Here is a 15,995-nt window from a genome sequence, read left to right on the forward strand (position 1 = left end):
CTGGACGACAATTCTTGCTATGAGTTGTTGATATCCCTCTAATGGGGATCGCCCTCGCGGCTCCGTATTCTTCGGGGCCTTGACGAGGGAGGTCCTGCGTGTCCGGATACCTTGAGCTCGTTGTCTCCACCGCGCTCTACGGCCTGGGCATCGTGGCCCAGACGGTGGCGGCGCAGCGGGCGGACCGGCGGCCTGGAACCGGGATGGGACTGCTCGCGCGACTGGCCAAGGACCGTCTTTACCTGTTCGGTTTCGCGGGCCAGGTGGGTGGTTTCGGGTTCGCCTTTCTCGCTCGCGCCGAGCTGCCGTTGTACTTGGTGCAGGCGGGTTCTTCGTGCGCCGTCGGCCTGGCCACGGCGTTCGGTCTGCTGGTGCTGAAGTGGCACGTGCGGCCGGTCGAGATCGCGGTCCTGGTCATGATGGCGGCCGGGCTCGTCCTGCTGGTCACCGCGTCGGAGTCGTCGGTCGCGAAGGACATCCCGGCCGTGCCCGGACTGATCCTGCTCGGGTTGCCGTTGCTCGTGGTCGTGTTCGGCACGCGGGCGATGCAGAACACGAACGCCGTGATGATCTCGGTGCTCGCCGGGGTGGCGTTCGCGGTGGTGGCGATCATCGGCCGGTCCGTCGCGGACGGGTCGGTGCTCGACGTGCTGCTGAACCCGTTGACGTGGCTGATGATCGTGGCGGCGCTGATCGGCCAGTCGCGCCTCGCGGTGGCGTTGCAGCGCGGCACGGCCACGTCGTCCGTCGCGGCCATGGACGCGACGACGGTGGTGCTCACGTCGATCGTCGGCATCGGGATGCTCGGTGACCGGATCACGCCTGGCTGGGAGTGGGCGGTCGGGTTCGGGATGACGCTCGTGGTCGCCGGGGTGCTGACGCTGGGTGCGCCGAGCCGGGTCGCCGCCGGAGCGGCCACGTGAGAACCGCGAGCGTCTCGCTGGACCTGGACAACCTGTGGGCCTATCTGAAGACCCACGGCGATCCCAGCTGGGAGAGCAGGCCGAGCTTCCTCGCCACGGCTGTGCCGCGGTTGCTGGACGTGTTCGGTGAACACCGGCTCACCACAACGGTTTTCGTCGTCGGGGCGGATGCCGAGCGGGACGACGGTGCGCAGGCCGTTCGAGATGTCGTGGCGGCGGGGCACGAGGTGGCGAACCACTCGTGGGGGCACGAGCCCTGGCTGCACCGGTACTCGCGGGCCGAACTGGAAGCCGAGCTGACCAGGGCCGAGGACGCGCTCGTCGCCGCCGGTGCGCCCCGGCCCGTCGGGTTCCGCGGTCCCGGGTACAGCGTCACGCCTGCTTTGCTGGAGATCCTGGCTGCGCGTGGTTATCGCTACGACGCGAGCACGTTGCCGACGTGGATCGGGCCGCTGGCTCGTGCGTACCACAACCGCACTGCTCCCAGTGGTGCCGCTGAGGACCTCTTCGGCGGGTTCGGCAAGGTGCGCTCGCCGAACATCCCGTTCCGGTGGGGTGCCACCGGTCTGGTCGAACTGCCGGTGACCACGATGCCGTTGCTGCGGGTGCCGATCCACGGCGCGTACCTGTTGCAGCTGCACCAGATCTCGCCGCGGCTGGCGCGTGGGTACTTCCGCGCCGCGCTGCGCTTGTGCTTGCTGACCGGCACCGCGCCGTCGTTGCTGCTGCACCCGACGGATGTGCTGAGCGGTGCCGAGGCGCCGGGGATGGAGTTCTTCCCGGGCATGGCCGTGCCGGGTGCCGAGAAGGTGGCGTTGCTCGGCTGGGTGTTGTCGTTTTTGCGCAGGCACTTCGACGTCGTCGGCACCGGTGCGCACGTCGACCGGCTGGCTCTGCTCCGAGAACGCCGGACGGAGCTGTGCGGATGACGTTGCTGCTGCGGGTGCTCGCGTGCGCGACGGTTCTGCTGGCTCCGCTGGAGGGCTACCTGCAGGAGGTGCACCCGCACCTCGCCAAGGTGGCGCCGGGGCTGCTGATCGTGTCGTGGGTCGCGCAACGGGTGCGTCAGCGCCGTTGGCCCGCACCGCATCAGTTGCACGCGTTGCTGGCTCTGTTCGGCGTGGTGTTGCTGGCGTCGTCGGCCGTGCACGCCGGCGATCAGTTCACGATGGACTACGCCCAGCGGTTCCTGCCGTTCCTGGTGATCACCGCCGTGCTCGTCGACGTCGTGGCCCGGGAGGTGCCGGTACGGGCGGTGCTCGGCGCTGCCGTGGGTGGTGCTCTGTTCGCTGCGCTCGGCGCGCTGTACAGCCTGGTCTTCGAGGGTGAGCCACGGGCGACCGGTCCGCTGGAGGACCCGAACGACCTCGCCTACTTCCTGGTCGTGGCGCTGCCGTTGCTGATCGCGTTGCCTGCCAGGAAGTTCCTGCTTCCTGTGGGCGCGGTGCTGGCGGCTGGTGCGGCTGCCACGTTCTCGCGTGGTGGTGGGATCGCGCTGGCGTTGGCCGCGGTGTGGCTCGTGGCGCGGCGCGGGGTGTCGATGCGCGCGGTGGCGGCGACGGTGGGCGGGCTCGCGGTCATCGGGCTCGGGGCCGTGGTGTTCGCGGGGCCGGTGCTGGACCGGGCACTCGACGAGAAGAAGTACATCGCGGCGACCAATGTGGACACTCGTGAGCTGCGCTGGCAGGCCGCCGCCCGGATGCTGGCCGCGAATCCCGCACTGGGCGTGGGACCGGGTGGGTTCCGCAGCAATTATGCCGCCGCTTCGCGCAACGCCGAGATCGACGAGCAGCAGCCGGTGGCGCACAACATCTACCTGGAGATCGGCGCGGAGCTGGGACTGCCTGGCCTGGCCTGTTTCCTCGGCGCGGTCGCGCTGGCGTTCGTGGCAACGGAACGCGTGCTGCGGGTGAGCTCCGATCGGCGGCCGATGCTCGCCGTCCAGGCCTCGCTGATCGCCGCGCTGGTCGCGTCGACCTTTCTTTCCGAGCAGTACTACCTGCCGATCTGGTCGCTGGTCGCGGTGGCGATCGCGGCTCAGGTGCGTGTTGAGGAGCGTGAGCGCGATGCGTGTGTTGCACGTCATCAGTGAGATGGGTGCGGGAGGGGCCGAGGCCGTCGTCGCGGGCATGGTGCGGTCCGGTTCCGACTTCGGCTGGGAGTCAGGGGTCGCGAGCGGGGGTGGGCATCGAGCAGAAGCCTTGCGTGCACAGGGCTTCTCGACGTTCGACGTGCCGGTCGCGCGGCGCAGGGCCGTGGGTGTGCTTCGAGCTGTTTCCGCTGCCCGGTCTGCGATTCGGGCTTTCTCGCCGGACGTCATCGTGGCGCACAACGTGTCCGCGTCGCTGGTTGCTCGGCTGGCAGCGCGGGGAAAGCCCGTGGTGACCGTGTTCCACGGCGTTGCCGAAGCGGATCTTTCCGGTGCCGCGCGGGTGTTGCGGCGGACTTCGCGTGCGGTGGTGGCGGTGTCGTCGGCCAGCGCGGACCGGTTGCGGGTTGGTGGTCTTGCGGTCGAGGTGATTCCGAACGCGGTGTTCGCGGAACCGCCGCGAGTGCCTCGGGCCGCGGTGCGCGGGGTGCTCGGCATCGGCGCCGACGTGCCGGTGGCGTTGTGTCCCGCCCGCCTCGAACCGCAGAAGCGGCACGATGTGCTGCTGGAGGCGTGGACGAGGGTCGCCGGTGCCGTGCTGTTGCTGGCAGGTGACGGCAGCCTGCGCTCGGATCTCGAACACCGCGCTGCCGAACTCGAGGTGGCGGACCGCGTGCGGTTCCTCGGCACCCGGTGCGACGTCCCGGATCTGCTGGAGGCAGCAGACGTCACGGTGCTCACCAGTGACTGGGAGGGCATGCCGATCGCGGTGCTGGAGTCGCTGGCCGCAGGGCGCCCGGTCGTCGCGTCCGATGTGGACGGTGTTCGTGAGGCGCTGGCCGGTGGCGGCGGAGTGCTCGTGCCGCGTCGTTCTCCAGAGGCGACGGCTACCGCGCTGGCCTCGTTCCTGTTCGACGCGCGGGCGTGCGCCGCGGCCGGCTCGGCGGGCCAGGCGGCGGTCGAGCGCGACCACGACCCGCACACCTTCATGAAGTCCTACGACGAACTGCTCCGAACCTTTGTGGGAGAACGACGGTGAACAAGCGCACGCTGCTGGAGGCGACGGCGGTGGCGCTGATCGTCGCGGTGCTCGTGCTGGCGGTGACGTCACTGCGCGGCGAGCAGTACGAATCGCGGGTCGCCGTGCTCGCCGTGCCCGTCGCGCAGACCGACTCCGCCGCCCAGTACGGCGAGGTCGCGTCGTTGGCGATGCCGGCGATCGTTCAACTGGTGCACAGCCCTTCCGTGCTCGACGCCGCCGCGGCCGCTTCGGGCAGCACCGCGAGTGAGATCGCCGCGGGTGTGGGCGTGGAGCTGATACCGGCGTCCGGCCTGGCGCGGCTGTCCGTGCGCGCGGGTTCTGCCGCTGCCGCTTCGGCTGCCGTGACCGCCGTGGCCAAAACCGTGGCGGACGCGAACCTCCTCGCCCCCGCCGGCAAGTTGCGCGTGCTCGACGACCGCCCCGACACCACTCGCGTGGCTCCGGACTGGAAGCTGGCGGCAGGACTGGCATTGGCCGCCGCACTGGCAGCCGGGATCGCCACCGCCGCGGTTCGGACGTTGCGCCGGCCCCGCACCGGAGAAGCGGCTGTGCGGGCGGCCATTGCCGCCGCTGGAGTGCGCCATCCGGTGGCGCTGGTCCGGGAAGACGACCCGGACATGCTCGACCGGCTGACCGCGTTGTGCGTGGCGGCTGCGAGGCCGGTGCGGGTGATTCCGGCTGATCACGGGCTCACCGCGCAGGCGGAGTCGCTCGCGGACTCGTTGCCGGACAAGGCAGGAGAGCCAGGCGACGGCACTGCGGTGATCGCGGTGGCCGATGCCGAGAGCGAACCGGGAGACCTCGCGGCGGCACTGGCCGTGTTGCCGGGGTCGGCGGTGCTGGTGGCGGTGGTGCTGACGTGAGCGAGCACGAGGAAGAGGACTTCGTCGACATCTCCATCGTGCCGCCAACGCTGTTGTTGCCGCCGTGCGAAAGCGACGAAGTCCGAACGTTGGCCGTGCCGGCAGCCCTCGTTGCGGAGGCGCTCGCGTGATCACCGCCACCAAGCCCGACGCCCGCACCCTCGTCACCATCGCGGTCGCCGCCCTGGGCGCGTTCTCCGCGGCACGTGCTCTCCGGCCGGCCTGGGAGGCTCCCTCCCCCACCGAGGCCAACCTCGCTGAGGAACGCCTTCAGGACTTCCGGGACGCCACCTACTTCCCGATCCGCGAGTTCCTGGCGGGCGGCAACCCGTACGACCCGGCCGCGATGTTCGACCACTGGCCGGTGCGCCAGATGTTCAACCTCTACCAGCCCTACCACCTCGTGCTGCACATGCCGTTCGCGTTGCCCGACTACCGGATCGGCGCGGTCGCCTTCACCCTGGCGTCCCTGGTCCTGCTGGGGTTGTTGGGCTTGCTGGCTGCGCGCCAGGCGAAGCTGCCGCTCCTTCTCGGCACCGTGGTGATCGCCACGCTGCTGGTCACCAGCCAGGTGGGCAAGGCTCAGCTGTACGTCGGGCAGGTCAACCCGTTGATCGCGGTGGGTGCGGCGGCCGCGTTGATGGCGCGGTCCAGTCATCCGCGGGTGGCGGCGCTCGGGTTGGCGGTGGCGTGGTTGAAGCCGCAGTTCGGGCTCCCGTTGGCGGTCTTGCTGTACGCGCGCGGGTCGCGACGGGTGGCGCTCGGGGGCACGGCCATCGCGGCGATCGCGAGTCTGCCCGTGGTCGGGCTGCTGATCTTCCGAGGTGGCGGCGTCGGGCCGTTCCTGGACGTGATCGCGGCGAACCTCGCGCACGCCAGCCACACCAGCTACGGCGCGGTCGACTCCCTCACGGCACAACGTGTCGACGTCGCAGCGGTGTTCGTCCGGACCACCGGCTGGCTGCCACCGGCGGCCGAACTGGTCGCCCTCATCGGGGTGCTCGCCGCGACCGCGTTCCTCGCGCGGAAGCTCGACCGCGGTGGCGAGGACAGTCGCTCGGTGGCGGATCTGATCACCTGTGTCGGCGCGGTGGTGGCGTTGGTGCACCAGCCTGGCGACGTGCTGATCGCAGTGCCCGCCATGGCCGCGGTCGCGGTGGTGTGCTGGCGACGCCGGCAAGACTGGCAACTCCTCGGCGCGGCACTGCTCGCCCTCGTGGTTCCCTTCGTGCACCTGTACTTCGTCAACAGCGCGATCGTCGGACTGTTCGGGAGCCGGACAGATGTGACGGTGGACGGCGTGGCGATCGTGGTGGCCTGGGTGCTGCTGGTGGTCACAGCGGCCAGGAAACGCGCGTGACGAACCAGGTCGGCGCGCGGGCGGTCCGGGGGTCGTTGTGGCTCTTCGCCGTCAACGTGATCAGCAAGGGCTGCCAGGTCGCGGTCACGCTGGCGCTCGCGGCGCTGCTCACCGAGGACGGCCTCGGCGCGGTGTCGATCGTGGTGTCGCTGGTCAACATCGGCCAGGTCGTGCAGTCGGCCGGTGTCTACGACGTGATCAGCCGGACGAACCGCGATCCGCACCGGCTCGCGGGCACGGTCCTCACCATGAGCATCGCAGGTGGCGCAGCGCTGACAGCGCTCCTGTTGCTCGCCGCGGAACCGCTGGCCGACGCGCTGGGCACACCTGCACACCTCATCAGGATCGCCGTGCTCAGCCTGCCGTTCACCGCGATCGGCGGCGTGCAGATGGCGATGATGCACCGCGAGCTGAACTTCCAGAAGCGCATGCTGCCGGACGCGGGCGGCATGGTGCTGGGCGCAGCCGTCACGATCGTGCTGGCAGCGCTGGGTGAAGGGCCGCTCGCGATGGCGATCGGACTGCTGTGCACGGCCGTCGCCCAGCCCGTGCTGGCAGTCGTGGCGGGCGCACGGGTACGCCCGCGCTGGGACAAGGCCGACGCGAAAGAAGCCCTGGGCTGGACGGCCATCGTCGGGCCAGGAGCCGTCGTCGCCACCCTGTTGATCAACGTCGACTACCTGACGATCGGGCACGTGCTCGGCCCGTCAGCGGTAGGCGTTTACTCACTCGCGTTCCGGATCGCCTGGATGCCGTACATCCTCGTGGCCGTCGTGCTGGGCGGCGTGCTGTTCCCGGTCTGCACCGAACTCGTCCGCAATGGACAGACGGTGTCGGGAGCCTTGCTGAGGTTCACCAAGGCAACACTGCTGATCACCGGCGGCCTCTACGTCGTCACCGCACTGCTCGCGGACCACATCGTGCTGTTCGGCGAACGCTGGGCTCCCGCGGCACCGGTGCTGGTCGCGTTGTGCGGCTACGGACTCGGGCTCGGCCTGCTGCACACCTGGTACCAGGTCATCCGCGCCGCCGGGCACGCCCGCTGGTACCTGGCACTCGAAGTAACTCACCTGGCAGCCCTGCTGGCAGCGCTGGCGCTGACCACACAACACGGCGTGCTGGCCGTCGCAGGAGCCCAGGCAGCAATCGTCTGGCTGCTCGTCCCGCTCACGTGGTGGGTGCTGGCAAAGCACGGACTCGCTTTCCCGCCAGGAGAACTTGCCCGCACGGTGGCAGGCCTGCTGGCCGGAGCCGTTGCCTGTGCCTTCGTCGTGCAGGTCCTGCCAACTGACGGAATCGGCGGCGCGGTGCTCTGCGGACTCGTGCTGCTCGGCGTCTACGCGGCGATCGTGCTGCCCCTCAACCGCGAAGCCGTCCGGGAACTGCGAGGAAACCTGTGAAGGTCGTGCACGTGACGCAGCCGGTCGAGGCCGGCGTCGCGAAGGTCGTGCTGGATCTGGTGAACGCGCAACGGGCCGCGGGCTGGGACGTGCACGTCATCTGCCCACCAGATGGCTGGCTGCCCGATCAGCTGAAACAGATCCACCCGTGGCGAGCGACCCGCTCCCCCAGAACAGCCCTGGGAGAAACCTGGCGGCTGCGGAAACTCCTGCGCGAACTCCGTCCTGACGTCGTGCATCTGCACAGCTCCAAGGCCGGGCTGACCGGCAGGCTGGCGATCCGCGGGAAGACGCCGACGATCTTCCAGCCACACCTGTGGTCGTTCCGGCTCTCGGACGGCCTGCTGCAAAAGGCCTGTACCCGCTGGGAGTCCTTCGCCTCCAGGTGGACGCACCAGCTGGTGTGCGTGAGCGACGACGAACTCGAATCCGGCCGCCGGGCAGGGGTGACCACCCCGGCCGAGGTCGTGTGCAACGGCGTCGACACGGCGAGACTCCGCCCAACGGACCGCACCACCGCACGACGCCGGCTGAACCTGCCGGAACGACCGACCGCGGTGTGCGTCGGCAGGCTGGCACCCCAGAAGGGCCAGGACCTCCTGCTCGCCGCGTGGCCCGCAGTGCTCGAAGACGTCCCGGACGCACAGCTGGTCCTGGTCGGCGACGGTCCGATGAGGACGGAGTGGCAGCAGGAGCAGGATTCCGTCCTCTGGTGGGGCCACAGCGACGACGTCGAGTCCTTCTACGCGGCCGCGGACGTCGTCGTGCTGCCGTCCCGCGCCGAGGGCATGGCCCTGGTACCGCTGGAAGCCATGGCCTGCGGGCGTTCCGTGGTCGCGTTCAACGTCGGCGGCGTCAAGCAAAGCCTCGGCCCGGCAGGAGCAGTTGTGCCGCAGGAAGACATCGCCGCGCTCGGACGAGAGCTCAGCGCACGCCTCGCGTACCCGTCATTGGCGGACCACGAGGGCCTCACCGGACGGCGGCGAGCCGAGACGTTGTTCGACCGTGGCCGCATGACCGACCAGATCATCACGCTCACCGAGAAGCTCGAAGGAGAAGCACGATGAGGGTCGCGTTCCTGCTCACCCAGGACCGGGGCGGCCCGGTCGACGTCACGGTCAGGCTCGCCACCGCGCTGCAGGCCTCCACCGAGGTCAGGGTGTTCGGCCCGAAACCGGCAAGGGACGCGCACCTGATCGACCACCAGGAGATCTCCGTACCCCGCAAGGGAGATCTCAAGGCGAGCCGCGAGGCACGAGCGGCGATCAAGGCCTGGCGGCCGGACGTGGTGCACGCGCAGGACCGCCGCAGCGGACTCGTGTGCGCCGGTCTGAGCGACATCCCGGTGGTGCACACGTATCACGGCGTACCGGACGACGTGAGCGAACAGTGGTTCCGCGCCGCGAGGCCGCCGAGACCGTCGATGTACACGATGACCGTGCTGGCCGCGGACGCCCTCGTCGCCCGCAGGGTCGCCCGCACGATCGTCCCGGCGCCCGCGATGGACAAGTTCCTCCGCGAACGGCTGCGCGTTCCCGCGCAACGGATCACGCACATCGACAACTGCGTCACGATCGGCGACGCCGAGCCGCCCACCACTCCGGTGCGACGACTGCTGTTCGTCGGCCTGCTCACCGAACGCAAGGGCTTGCCGATCCTGCTGGAGGCTCTGCGAGGCGCGCTGCCCCGCGACGTGACGCTGACCGTGGCGGGCGACGGCCCCCTCCGCGCCAAGTGTGAAGAGCTCGCCCGAGGCCTGCCCGTCGAGTTCCTCGGCTTCCGCGCCGACGTGCCCGAACTGATCGGCAAGCACGACGCACTCGTCCTGCCGTCCACAATGGAACAGCAGCCGCTGGTGATCGCCGAGGCCATGGCCGCCGGAAAGCCCGTGGTGGCAACGGACACCGGCGGCGTGGCGGACATGCTCGACGTGCCGGGCACGGCACTGCGCCTCGCCGCCCCGGACAACCCCGCCTCACTGGCCAAGCAGCTGCGCGCGCTCTTCGCCGATCCGGACCCGGCGGTGACGGGCCGGCTGTTGGCGAAGAACGCCCGCGAGCGCTTCAGCTCGGAGGTGTGTGCTCAACACCATCTGGAGCTGTACCGGGAGCTGAGCTAGCCGGCTTGGGAGGAATCGGCGGCAACGGCTTCGTGGTGGTGGTCGTCGGCACCGTCGGCGGTTTGACCGGCGGTGAAGTCGGCCCTGCCTTGGGCTTCACCAGTACCTTCGCGTCCGCACCGGCCAGCTCGAACGGAGACGTCGGCGCCACCCCGTTGATGTCGACCAGCCCGGCCGGCGGCGTCACCTGGACCGCCTTGCTCGTCGGGTTCACCACCACCCAGCCGTTGCTGAACGCACGCGTCCACAACCCGTTCGGCATCCGGTTCGCCGCCTCGACCGCCTCGCCCAGCCCGGCTTCCTGGTACTGCGACCACGAGGGGTTCTTGTAGTCCGGGGACGCACCGTTCCAGCAGGTGAACGGACCGGCGAGCAGCGCAGCCGTGGCATATCCGACACGTTCCTCGCGCGGGCTCGCGGTGTGCGTGACCAGCAGCAGCCACGACTCGCCGAGCGCGGCCTGAGCGCGCAGCTCCTTGAACTCGTTGCCGCGGAACGTGAGCAGCTCGGCGTCGGCGCCGTCGTCGCGCAGCCCGAAGTTCTCCTCCATCGCGCCGTCGTACCGGGAGTGCGCGGTCCACCGGCCGGGCCGCAGGTGCGACTCGGACACGTTGGGCACCAGCATCTTCCCGGCCTTCTGCAGCTCGTCACCCGCGATGCCGAGGAACGAGTCGTAACCGTCGCGCAGCAGGCGGTCGGTGGCCTCGACGTCCGCGGTTCCCTTGAGCACGGCCGGGGAGTAGAACCGCAGCGAGCTGAAGTCGTTGTCCGCCAGCACTCCGTCCCAGCCCTCGCGGACGACCTCGTCGACGACCGACTTCGTCCACGCACGCTGGTAGCCCTCGGTCCACACCGCCATCTGCCAGTGCTTCTCGTAGCCGTCCCACTCGATCCGCTTGTCCGCGGTGTCGAGGGCGAACCAGTCCGGGTGGGCCTTCTCGGTGGCCACGAACCCGAGTCCGGTCGGCAGGTACGTCGCGTCGATGCCGTTGTCGACGGTGCCGGGATAGTTGCGCGTGCTGGAGAAGTCCTTGTACACCAGCACCTTCACCTTGGGGTTCAGCTGGCGCAGGCGGCGCATCGCCGCCGTCTCCCACGCGTTGAGCACGACCAGGCTGTAGTGCTCCGCGGCGAACTTGAGCTGCAACGACGTCGGCTTCGCACCGATGCCGTACCACCACGCGCACGGCGCGAGGGGCTTTGGATGAGGACCGCTGACGACCGAGGGATCCGGCGGCGCGAGGCTGTCCTGCGCGGCCCTGTCGGAGACCGGCAGGTAGGTGCACGCGCTCGCGGTGAACACGAGCAGCACCGCCAGAAGACGACCTGTCAGCGATTCCTTCGGCAACACAGCTCACCCACCGTCAAGAGCACGATTTTGACGTCCAGCCACAGCGACCAGTTCGCGATGTAGTAGTTGTCGTACCGAGATCTGTCCACGATCGAGGTGTCCCCTCTCAATCCGTGGACCTGGGCGAGCCCGGTCAATCCGGTGGGTACCCGATGGCGCGCCCAGTATAGTTCGTGGATCGCCGAAAACTGGCGAACGAAACCCGGCCTTTCCGGCCGCGGCCCGACAATGCACATGTCTCCGCGCAACACGTTCCACAGCTGCGGGAGCTCGTCGAGCGAAGTCCTGCGCAGGAACGCGCCGACCGGCCCGACCCGCGAGTCGCCCTCCACCGACCACCGGACGTCCGAGTCGTCCACGCCGGTCTGCCGGACGCTGCGCAGCTTGAGGATCACGAACTTCCGGTCGTCCATGCCGACGCGGACCTGCCGGAAGATGATCGGCCGGCCGCTCTCGAACAGCACCGCGAGCGCGCACAGCGCGATGACCGGCGACAGCACGATCAGGGCGAGCGCCGCGAGCGACCGCTCCACGAAGCGCTTGATCCACCAGGTCGGCCGCGCGGTCGGTGCCGTGCTCAGCCGCAGCAACGGGTAGCTGCGCAGCCGTTCGACGTCCGGCCCGTCCTGGTGCAGCTCGAACATCCGCGGCACGACGAGCGTCGTGCAGCCGAGCCGGTGCGCCGTCACGGCCGCGTCGACCAGCGGTGAGTCGACTGCGTGCGAGAACGCGATCACCACGGTGCCGACGCCGAGCCGTTCGATGGCCGTGGCCAGGTCCTCGTGCAGCAGGTCGACGGGCAGCTTCCGGTCGCTCAGCGGTTCCGGGTCGATGAACCCGACCGGACGCAGGCCGTACTCGGGGTGGCGCAGCATCACCTCGGCCAGGTCGGTGCCGACCTGGCCCGCGCCGATCACGATCGCCCGGTCGCAGCGGTCGAACCGGCGCCGGCACCACCTGCCGAACGCGAACACCGCCAGCCTGACCGGTTCGCCCACGACCGCGAACGCCACCGCACCTGCCAGGAGCTGCGGAAACACCTCCGGCTCCCAGCCCGCTGCCAACGCCGCGACACTCACGGCGGCGAACGCGATCGCCGTCGTCGCGAGCGACCGCGGCAGGTCGTACAGCCACGAGAGCATCAGGCGCCGGCGGTAGATCCGCCCCGACGCCCTGATGCCCAGCAGCGCGCACGCCAGCACGAACGCCCATCCGCCCGGCACGGCGGTTTTGGCCGCCATCACGAGCAGTGCCGCCGCATCCACCAGGACGAGCAGCACCGCCACCCCGTTGACCCGGCCGAGCAAGCCGCGCGGACGCGCCTCGTCACGCACCGGCGCCATCGGAGCCGTCAGCTCTCCGGCGAACCACTCTTCCAGGGGAAGACCCACCCTTGACCCCGCCTCAGCGCTTTGTCTCATTCGAGATCACCCGATCGAGATCATCTGGGAGGAAAATGTTCCGAGAATGACGGCAGCGAGCCCCGTCGTCACCCGTTCGAGGAACACTCGTACCCCTTTCGAATTACATCCGGAATCAGTTCGGCCTTCCGCTCCCCTGTTGCCGAGCAGAAGTCAGCCAGGGGTGGCCCGAAATTTACTGCCGGGCGTGCGAATAATTCTCGCCGCCGCTCTGAGTCAACATGAAATGGGGTGCCGCATGACAGTCGACGGACGTGAGGTCCGCACCTCGCCGACGCCCGGCCCAAGGCCTGCGACGGCGATCGCGACACCGGCCCGAGGGCGCGCGCACTTCGTGCTGCCCGCCTACAACGAGGCCGCCTCGCTCCCGTCGTTGCTGCGCCGCATCGCTGACGTGGCCCGCACCGAGCAGATCACCGTGTGGGTCGTCGACGACGGGTCGTCCGACGGCACGGGCGACGTGGTGGAGGGCATGACCGACCTGGCAGGGCTCGACGTCCGGCTGGTCCGCCACCCGGTGAACCTCGGCCTCGGTCAGGCGGTACAAACAGGACTGAGGTCCGCGTTGGCCGACGCCGGCGAAGACGACTTCATCGTCGTGATGGACGCCGACGACACGCACGACCCCGTGCTCGTCACCAGGCTGGGCAACGAGATCCTCGCCGGCGCCGACGTGGTGATCTGCTCCCGTTTCGTGGCGGGAGGCGACGACAAGACCGCCCCGCTGTTCCGCCGGATGCTCTCCCGTGGCGCCGCCGTGCTGTTCCGCCGCGTGCTCGGGCTGGTCGACGTGCACGACTTCACCAGCGGGTTCCGCGCGTACCGGGTCAGCCTGCTCACCCGCGCTTCGACGCACTGGGGCGAACGGCTCGTCGAGGAACGCGGTTTCGCCTGCATGGTCGAGCTGCTGCTCAAGCTCCGGCACTGCCACCCGGTGATCACCGAGGTGCCGCTGGAGCTGCAGTACGACCGCAAGCAGGGGCCGAGCAAGCTCCAGCTGCGCCGCACGATCGTGCAGTACGTCCGGCTGCTGGCGCGTGACCGGCTCACGCCCGCGCCGTACCGGGAGCTGTGATGCGCACGGTCGTCATCGGCGGTGGCATCTGCGGCCTCGCGGTCGCACACCGCCTGGCCCGCGCGGGCGTCGAGGTCACGTTGCTCGAGGCCTCGGACCAGCTCGGCGGGCTCGGCACGTTCTTCCCGTGGCGCGACAGGTGGGTCGAGCGCTTCTACCACTGCGTCATGCCGACGGACGAGAACCTGTTGCCGCTGCTGGGAGAGCTCGGGCTGCGCGACGACGTCTGCTGGGAGCGCACCAGCATGGGCATGATCGTCGACGGCACGCACTACCCGTTCAACTCGGCGCTGGATCTCTTGCGGTTCACCGCATTGGGTGTCGTCGACCGAGTCCGGTTCGGCGTGATCTCGGTGCTGCTGCGCCGGTTGGGCAAGGGCAAGGACCTCGACAACCTGCGCACCGAGGACTGGTTGCGCGGCCTGTACGGCGACAAGGTGTGGGAGAACCTCTTCGCCCCGCTGTTCGGGTCGAAGTTCGGCGCGGCGTTCGGTGACGTGCCCGCGCTGTACCTGTGGCAGCGTCTGGGCCGCGAACGCAACGTCGCCGTGCGCGGGTACCCGGCCGGTGGCTACAAGTCGATCATCGACGCGCTGAGGGCCTCGATCGAGTCGCACGGCGGGACCGTGCGGACGTCCGCCGCGGTCCGGGTGCTGCGGGACGGCGAGGTCGAGCTCGACGGCGAGACGATCAGGGCCGACCGGATCGTGTCCACGTTGCCGCTGCCGGCGTTGCGTCAGGTGGCGGACGGCGAGCTGGCACCGTTGCTGCCTTCGGTGAACCTGCGCTACCAGGGCGTCGTGAACGCGCTTTTCGTGCTGCGCAAGCCGTTGTCCGGCCACTACTGGACGCCGGTGCTGCGGTCGGGCACCGAGTTCGACGGCGTGGTCGAGATGTCGCCGCTGACCGGACCGGTCGACGGCCGCCACCTCGCGTACGTCATGCGCTACACCGGCCGGGACTCGTCGTTGTTCGCCGAGGACGAGAGCGCGATCGCGGCCAGGTGGACCGATCAGCTGCGGTCACTGCACCCCGGCGCGGACGTCGAGGAGGTGCACGTCTTCCGCGCGCCGTTCGTGGAACCCGTGTACCCGGTGGGATATCTGGCGTCGAGGCCTGAGGTGGAGGTGGCGGGCACGTCACTGCTGCTCGCCACCACCGCCCACGTCTACCCCTCGGTGACGAGCTGGAACTCGAGCGTCGGGCTGGCCAACCGGGTGTCGGAGACCATCCTGCGCACGGCGGCCTCGATGAGCCCGGACGGCGAACCGGTGCCGTAGGGCGAGGGGATGCCGGCGAGCTTCTCCCGGTGCCCGCTCACGTCGTCGAGCCAGCGCAACACTTCGGTCCGCACTCGGGGACCGGGCGGTACGAGCGTGCCGAACGTGCCCTCGATCTCGGGTCGTTCGGTGCTGCGGCGGACCACGACGACAGGCCGCTTGAGGACGCTGACCTCCTCCTGCACGCCGCCGGAGTCGGACACGAGCACGGCGGCGTGGCGAGCCAGCGAGAGGAAGTCCTTGTAGGACTGGGGTTCGATCACCCGCAGCCGGGTGAGCAGGTGGTCGAGCCCGAAGGCGGCCACCTGCTTCGCGGTGCGCGGGTGCAGCGGCAGCACGACCGGCAGCGGCAACCTGGCGAGCTCGGTGAGGATCGTCTCCAGGTTCTCCCGGCAGTCCACGTTCTCCGGCCGGTGCACGGTGGCGAGCACGTACTCGTCCTGCTGGAGCCCGAGCCCGTCGATCAGCCGTGTTGAGTCGTCCTCTCTCGGGAGCGCTTCCTCCAGCGCCTCCACGACCGTGTTGCCGGTGACCGTGATCCGGTCCGCCGCAACACCTTCCGCGACCAGGTTGGCGAAGTTGATCGACGTGGGCGCGCAGCAGAGGTCGGCGAGGTGGTCGATGGCGACCCGGTTGTGCTCCTCCGGCATGGCGCGGTCGTAGCTGCGCAGGCCGGCCTCGACGTGCACCAGCGGCAGGTCGTTCGCGTTGGCGGCCAACGCACCCGCGAGTGCGGAGGTCGTGTCACCCTGCACGATCACCACATCGGGTGGTTCTCGGGTGAAGTGCGCATCCAGTGCCGCGACCGCGTTGCCCAGCTGCGCACCCCGGCGCCCGCCACCCAGGCCGAGCTCGACGAAGCTGCCGGGTTCCGCGATGTCCTGCCGGATGCGCGCGTACATCGCGCGGTCGTAGTGCTGTCCTGTGTAGACGACCGATGCCTCTTCGCCGAACCGGCGGATGAGCGGAGCGAGCTTGATCAGTTCCGGCCGCGTGCCGCACACCAACGTGATTCTCACCGGCCGCACCCTAGGTCTCCGCGAGGAGTTTCCGTTGGCGTGTCAGTCGATCG

General features: G+C 69.7%; 15 protein-coding genes. 12 read left to right on the forward strand and 3 right to left on the reverse strand.

Annotated elements, in window-relative coordinates; translation table 11 throughout:
* Window positions 1-98: 98 nt before the first annotated feature.
* From UK23_RS04165 to UK23_RS04205, 10 genes are read left to right on the forward strand one after another with little or no spacing between them, the layout of a single operon-like run.
* On the forward strand, window positions 99-923 hold the full coding sequence (locus UK23_RS04165; protein ID WP_052684337.1) for a hypothetical protein: 825 nt from the start codon (window positions 99-101) through the stop codon (window positions 921-923).
* A complete protein-coding gene (locus UK23_RS04170) occupies window positions 920-1,852 on the forward strand; it encodes a polysaccharide deacetylase family protein (protein WP_045309992.1) in 933 nt (310 codons plus the stop codon). Before UK23_RS04165 ends, UK23_RS04170 begins: the two co-directional genes overlap by 4 nt.
* On the forward strand, window positions 1,849-3,015 hold the full coding sequence (locus UK23_RS04175) for an O-antigen ligase family protein (RefSeq protein WP_045309993.1): 1,167 nt from the start codon (window positions 1,849-1,851) through the stop codon (window positions 3,013-3,015). The genes UK23_RS04170 and UK23_RS04175 overlap by 4 nt, the downstream gene beginning before the upstream one ends.
* Complete coding sequence (locus UK23_RS04180) at window positions 2,990-4,051, forward strand: glycosyltransferase (RefSeq protein ID WP_045310030.1); 1,062 nt, start codon at window positions 2,990-2,992, stop codon at window positions 4,049-4,051. Before UK23_RS04175 ends, UK23_RS04180 begins: the two co-directional genes overlap by 26 nt.
* The gene (locus tag UK23_RS04185; protein ID WP_045309994.1) at window positions 4,048-4,917 is read left to right on the forward strand and encodes a hypothetical protein; all 870 of its coding nucleotides are present in this window, start codon (window positions 4,048-4,050) and stop codon (window positions 4,915-4,917) included. The genes UK23_RS04180 and UK23_RS04185 overlap by 4 nt, the downstream gene beginning before the upstream one ends.
* A complete protein-coding gene (locus UK23_RS54490; RefSeq protein ID WP_269112242.1) occupies window positions 4,914-5,048 on the forward strand; it encodes a hypothetical protein in 135 nt (44 codons plus the stop codon). The genes UK23_RS04185 and UK23_RS54490 overlap by 4 nt, the downstream gene beginning before the upstream one ends.
* A complete protein-coding gene (locus UK23_RS04190) occupies window positions 5,045-6,277 on the forward strand; it encodes a glycosyltransferase family 87 protein (RefSeq protein WP_196777598.1) in 1,233 nt (410 codons plus the stop codon). The genes UK23_RS54490 and UK23_RS04190 overlap by 4 nt, the downstream gene beginning before the upstream one ends.
* Window positions 6,274-7,677 (forward strand): oligosaccharide flippase family protein, encoded by a 1,404-nt coding sequence (locus UK23_RS04195; RefSeq protein ID WP_231114365.1) that lies wholly within the window; start codon window positions 6,274-6,276, stop codon window positions 7,675-7,677. Before UK23_RS04190 ends, UK23_RS04195 begins: the two co-directional genes overlap by 4 nt.
* Window positions 7,674-8,744, forward strand: a complete 1,071-nt coding sequence (locus UK23_RS04200; protein ID WP_045309995.1) for a glycosyltransferase — start codon at window positions 7,674-7,676, stop codon at window positions 8,742-8,744. The genes UK23_RS04195 and UK23_RS04200 overlap by 4 nt, the downstream gene beginning before the upstream one ends.
* Entirely contained in the window at window positions 8,741-9,796 is a 1,056-nt protein-coding gene (locus UK23_RS04205; RefSeq protein WP_045309996.1) for a glycosyltransferase family 4 protein, read from the forward strand. Before UK23_RS04200 ends, UK23_RS04205 begins: the two co-directional genes overlap by 4 nt.
* Here the strand turns inward: UK23_RS04205 and UK23_RS04210 are convergent.
* Window positions 9,741-11,147, reverse strand: a complete 1,407-nt coding sequence (locus UK23_RS04210) for a putative glycoside hydrolase family 15 protein (RefSeq protein ID WP_231114366.1) — start codon at window positions 11,145-11,147, stop codon at window positions 9,741-9,743. The genes UK23_RS04205 and UK23_RS04210 overlap by 56 nt on opposite strands.
* On the reverse strand, window positions 11,126-12,538 hold the full coding sequence (locus tag UK23_RS04215; protein ID WP_045309997.1) for a sugar transferase: 1,413 nt from the start codon (window positions 12,536-12,538) through the stop codon (window positions 11,126-11,128). The genes UK23_RS04210 and UK23_RS04215 overlap by 22 nt, the downstream gene beginning before the upstream one ends.
* Before the next feature lie 268 nt (window positions 12,539-12,806).
* On the opposite strand from UK23_RS04215, the gene UK23_RS04220 reads away from it, so the two are divergent.
* Both UK23_RS04220 and UK23_RS04225 read left to right on the forward strand, forming a co-directional pair.
* A complete protein-coding gene (locus tag UK23_RS04220) occupies window positions 12,807-13,643 on the forward strand; it encodes a glycosyltransferase (protein ID WP_082114393.1) in 837 nt (278 codons plus the stop codon).
* The gene (locus tag UK23_RS04225; protein ID WP_045309998.1) at window positions 13,643-14,923 is read left to right on the forward strand and encodes an FAD-dependent oxidoreductase; all 1,281 of its coding nucleotides are present in this window, start codon (window positions 13,643-13,645) and stop codon (window positions 14,921-14,923) included. The genes UK23_RS04220 and UK23_RS04225 overlap by 1 nt, the downstream gene beginning before the upstream one ends.
* On the opposite strand, the gene wecB is transcribed toward UK23_RS04225, so the two are convergent.
* Window positions 14,812-15,942 (reverse strand): non-hydrolyzing UDP-N-acetylglucosamine 2-epimerase, encoded by a 1,131-nt coding sequence (gene wecB, locus UK23_RS04230; RefSeq protein ID WP_082114400.1) that lies wholly within the window; start codon window positions 15,940-15,942, stop codon window positions 14,812-14,814. The genes UK23_RS04225 and wecB overlap by 112 nt on opposite strands.
* Between the last annotated feature and the right edge of the window lie 53 nt (window positions 15,943-15,995).

It is taken from the genome of Lentzea aerocolonigenes (genome assembly GCF_000955955.1).
Taxonomy (GTDB): Bacteria; Actinomycetota; Actinomycetes; order Mycobacteriales; family Pseudonocardiaceae; genus Lentzea; species Lentzea aerocolonigenes_A.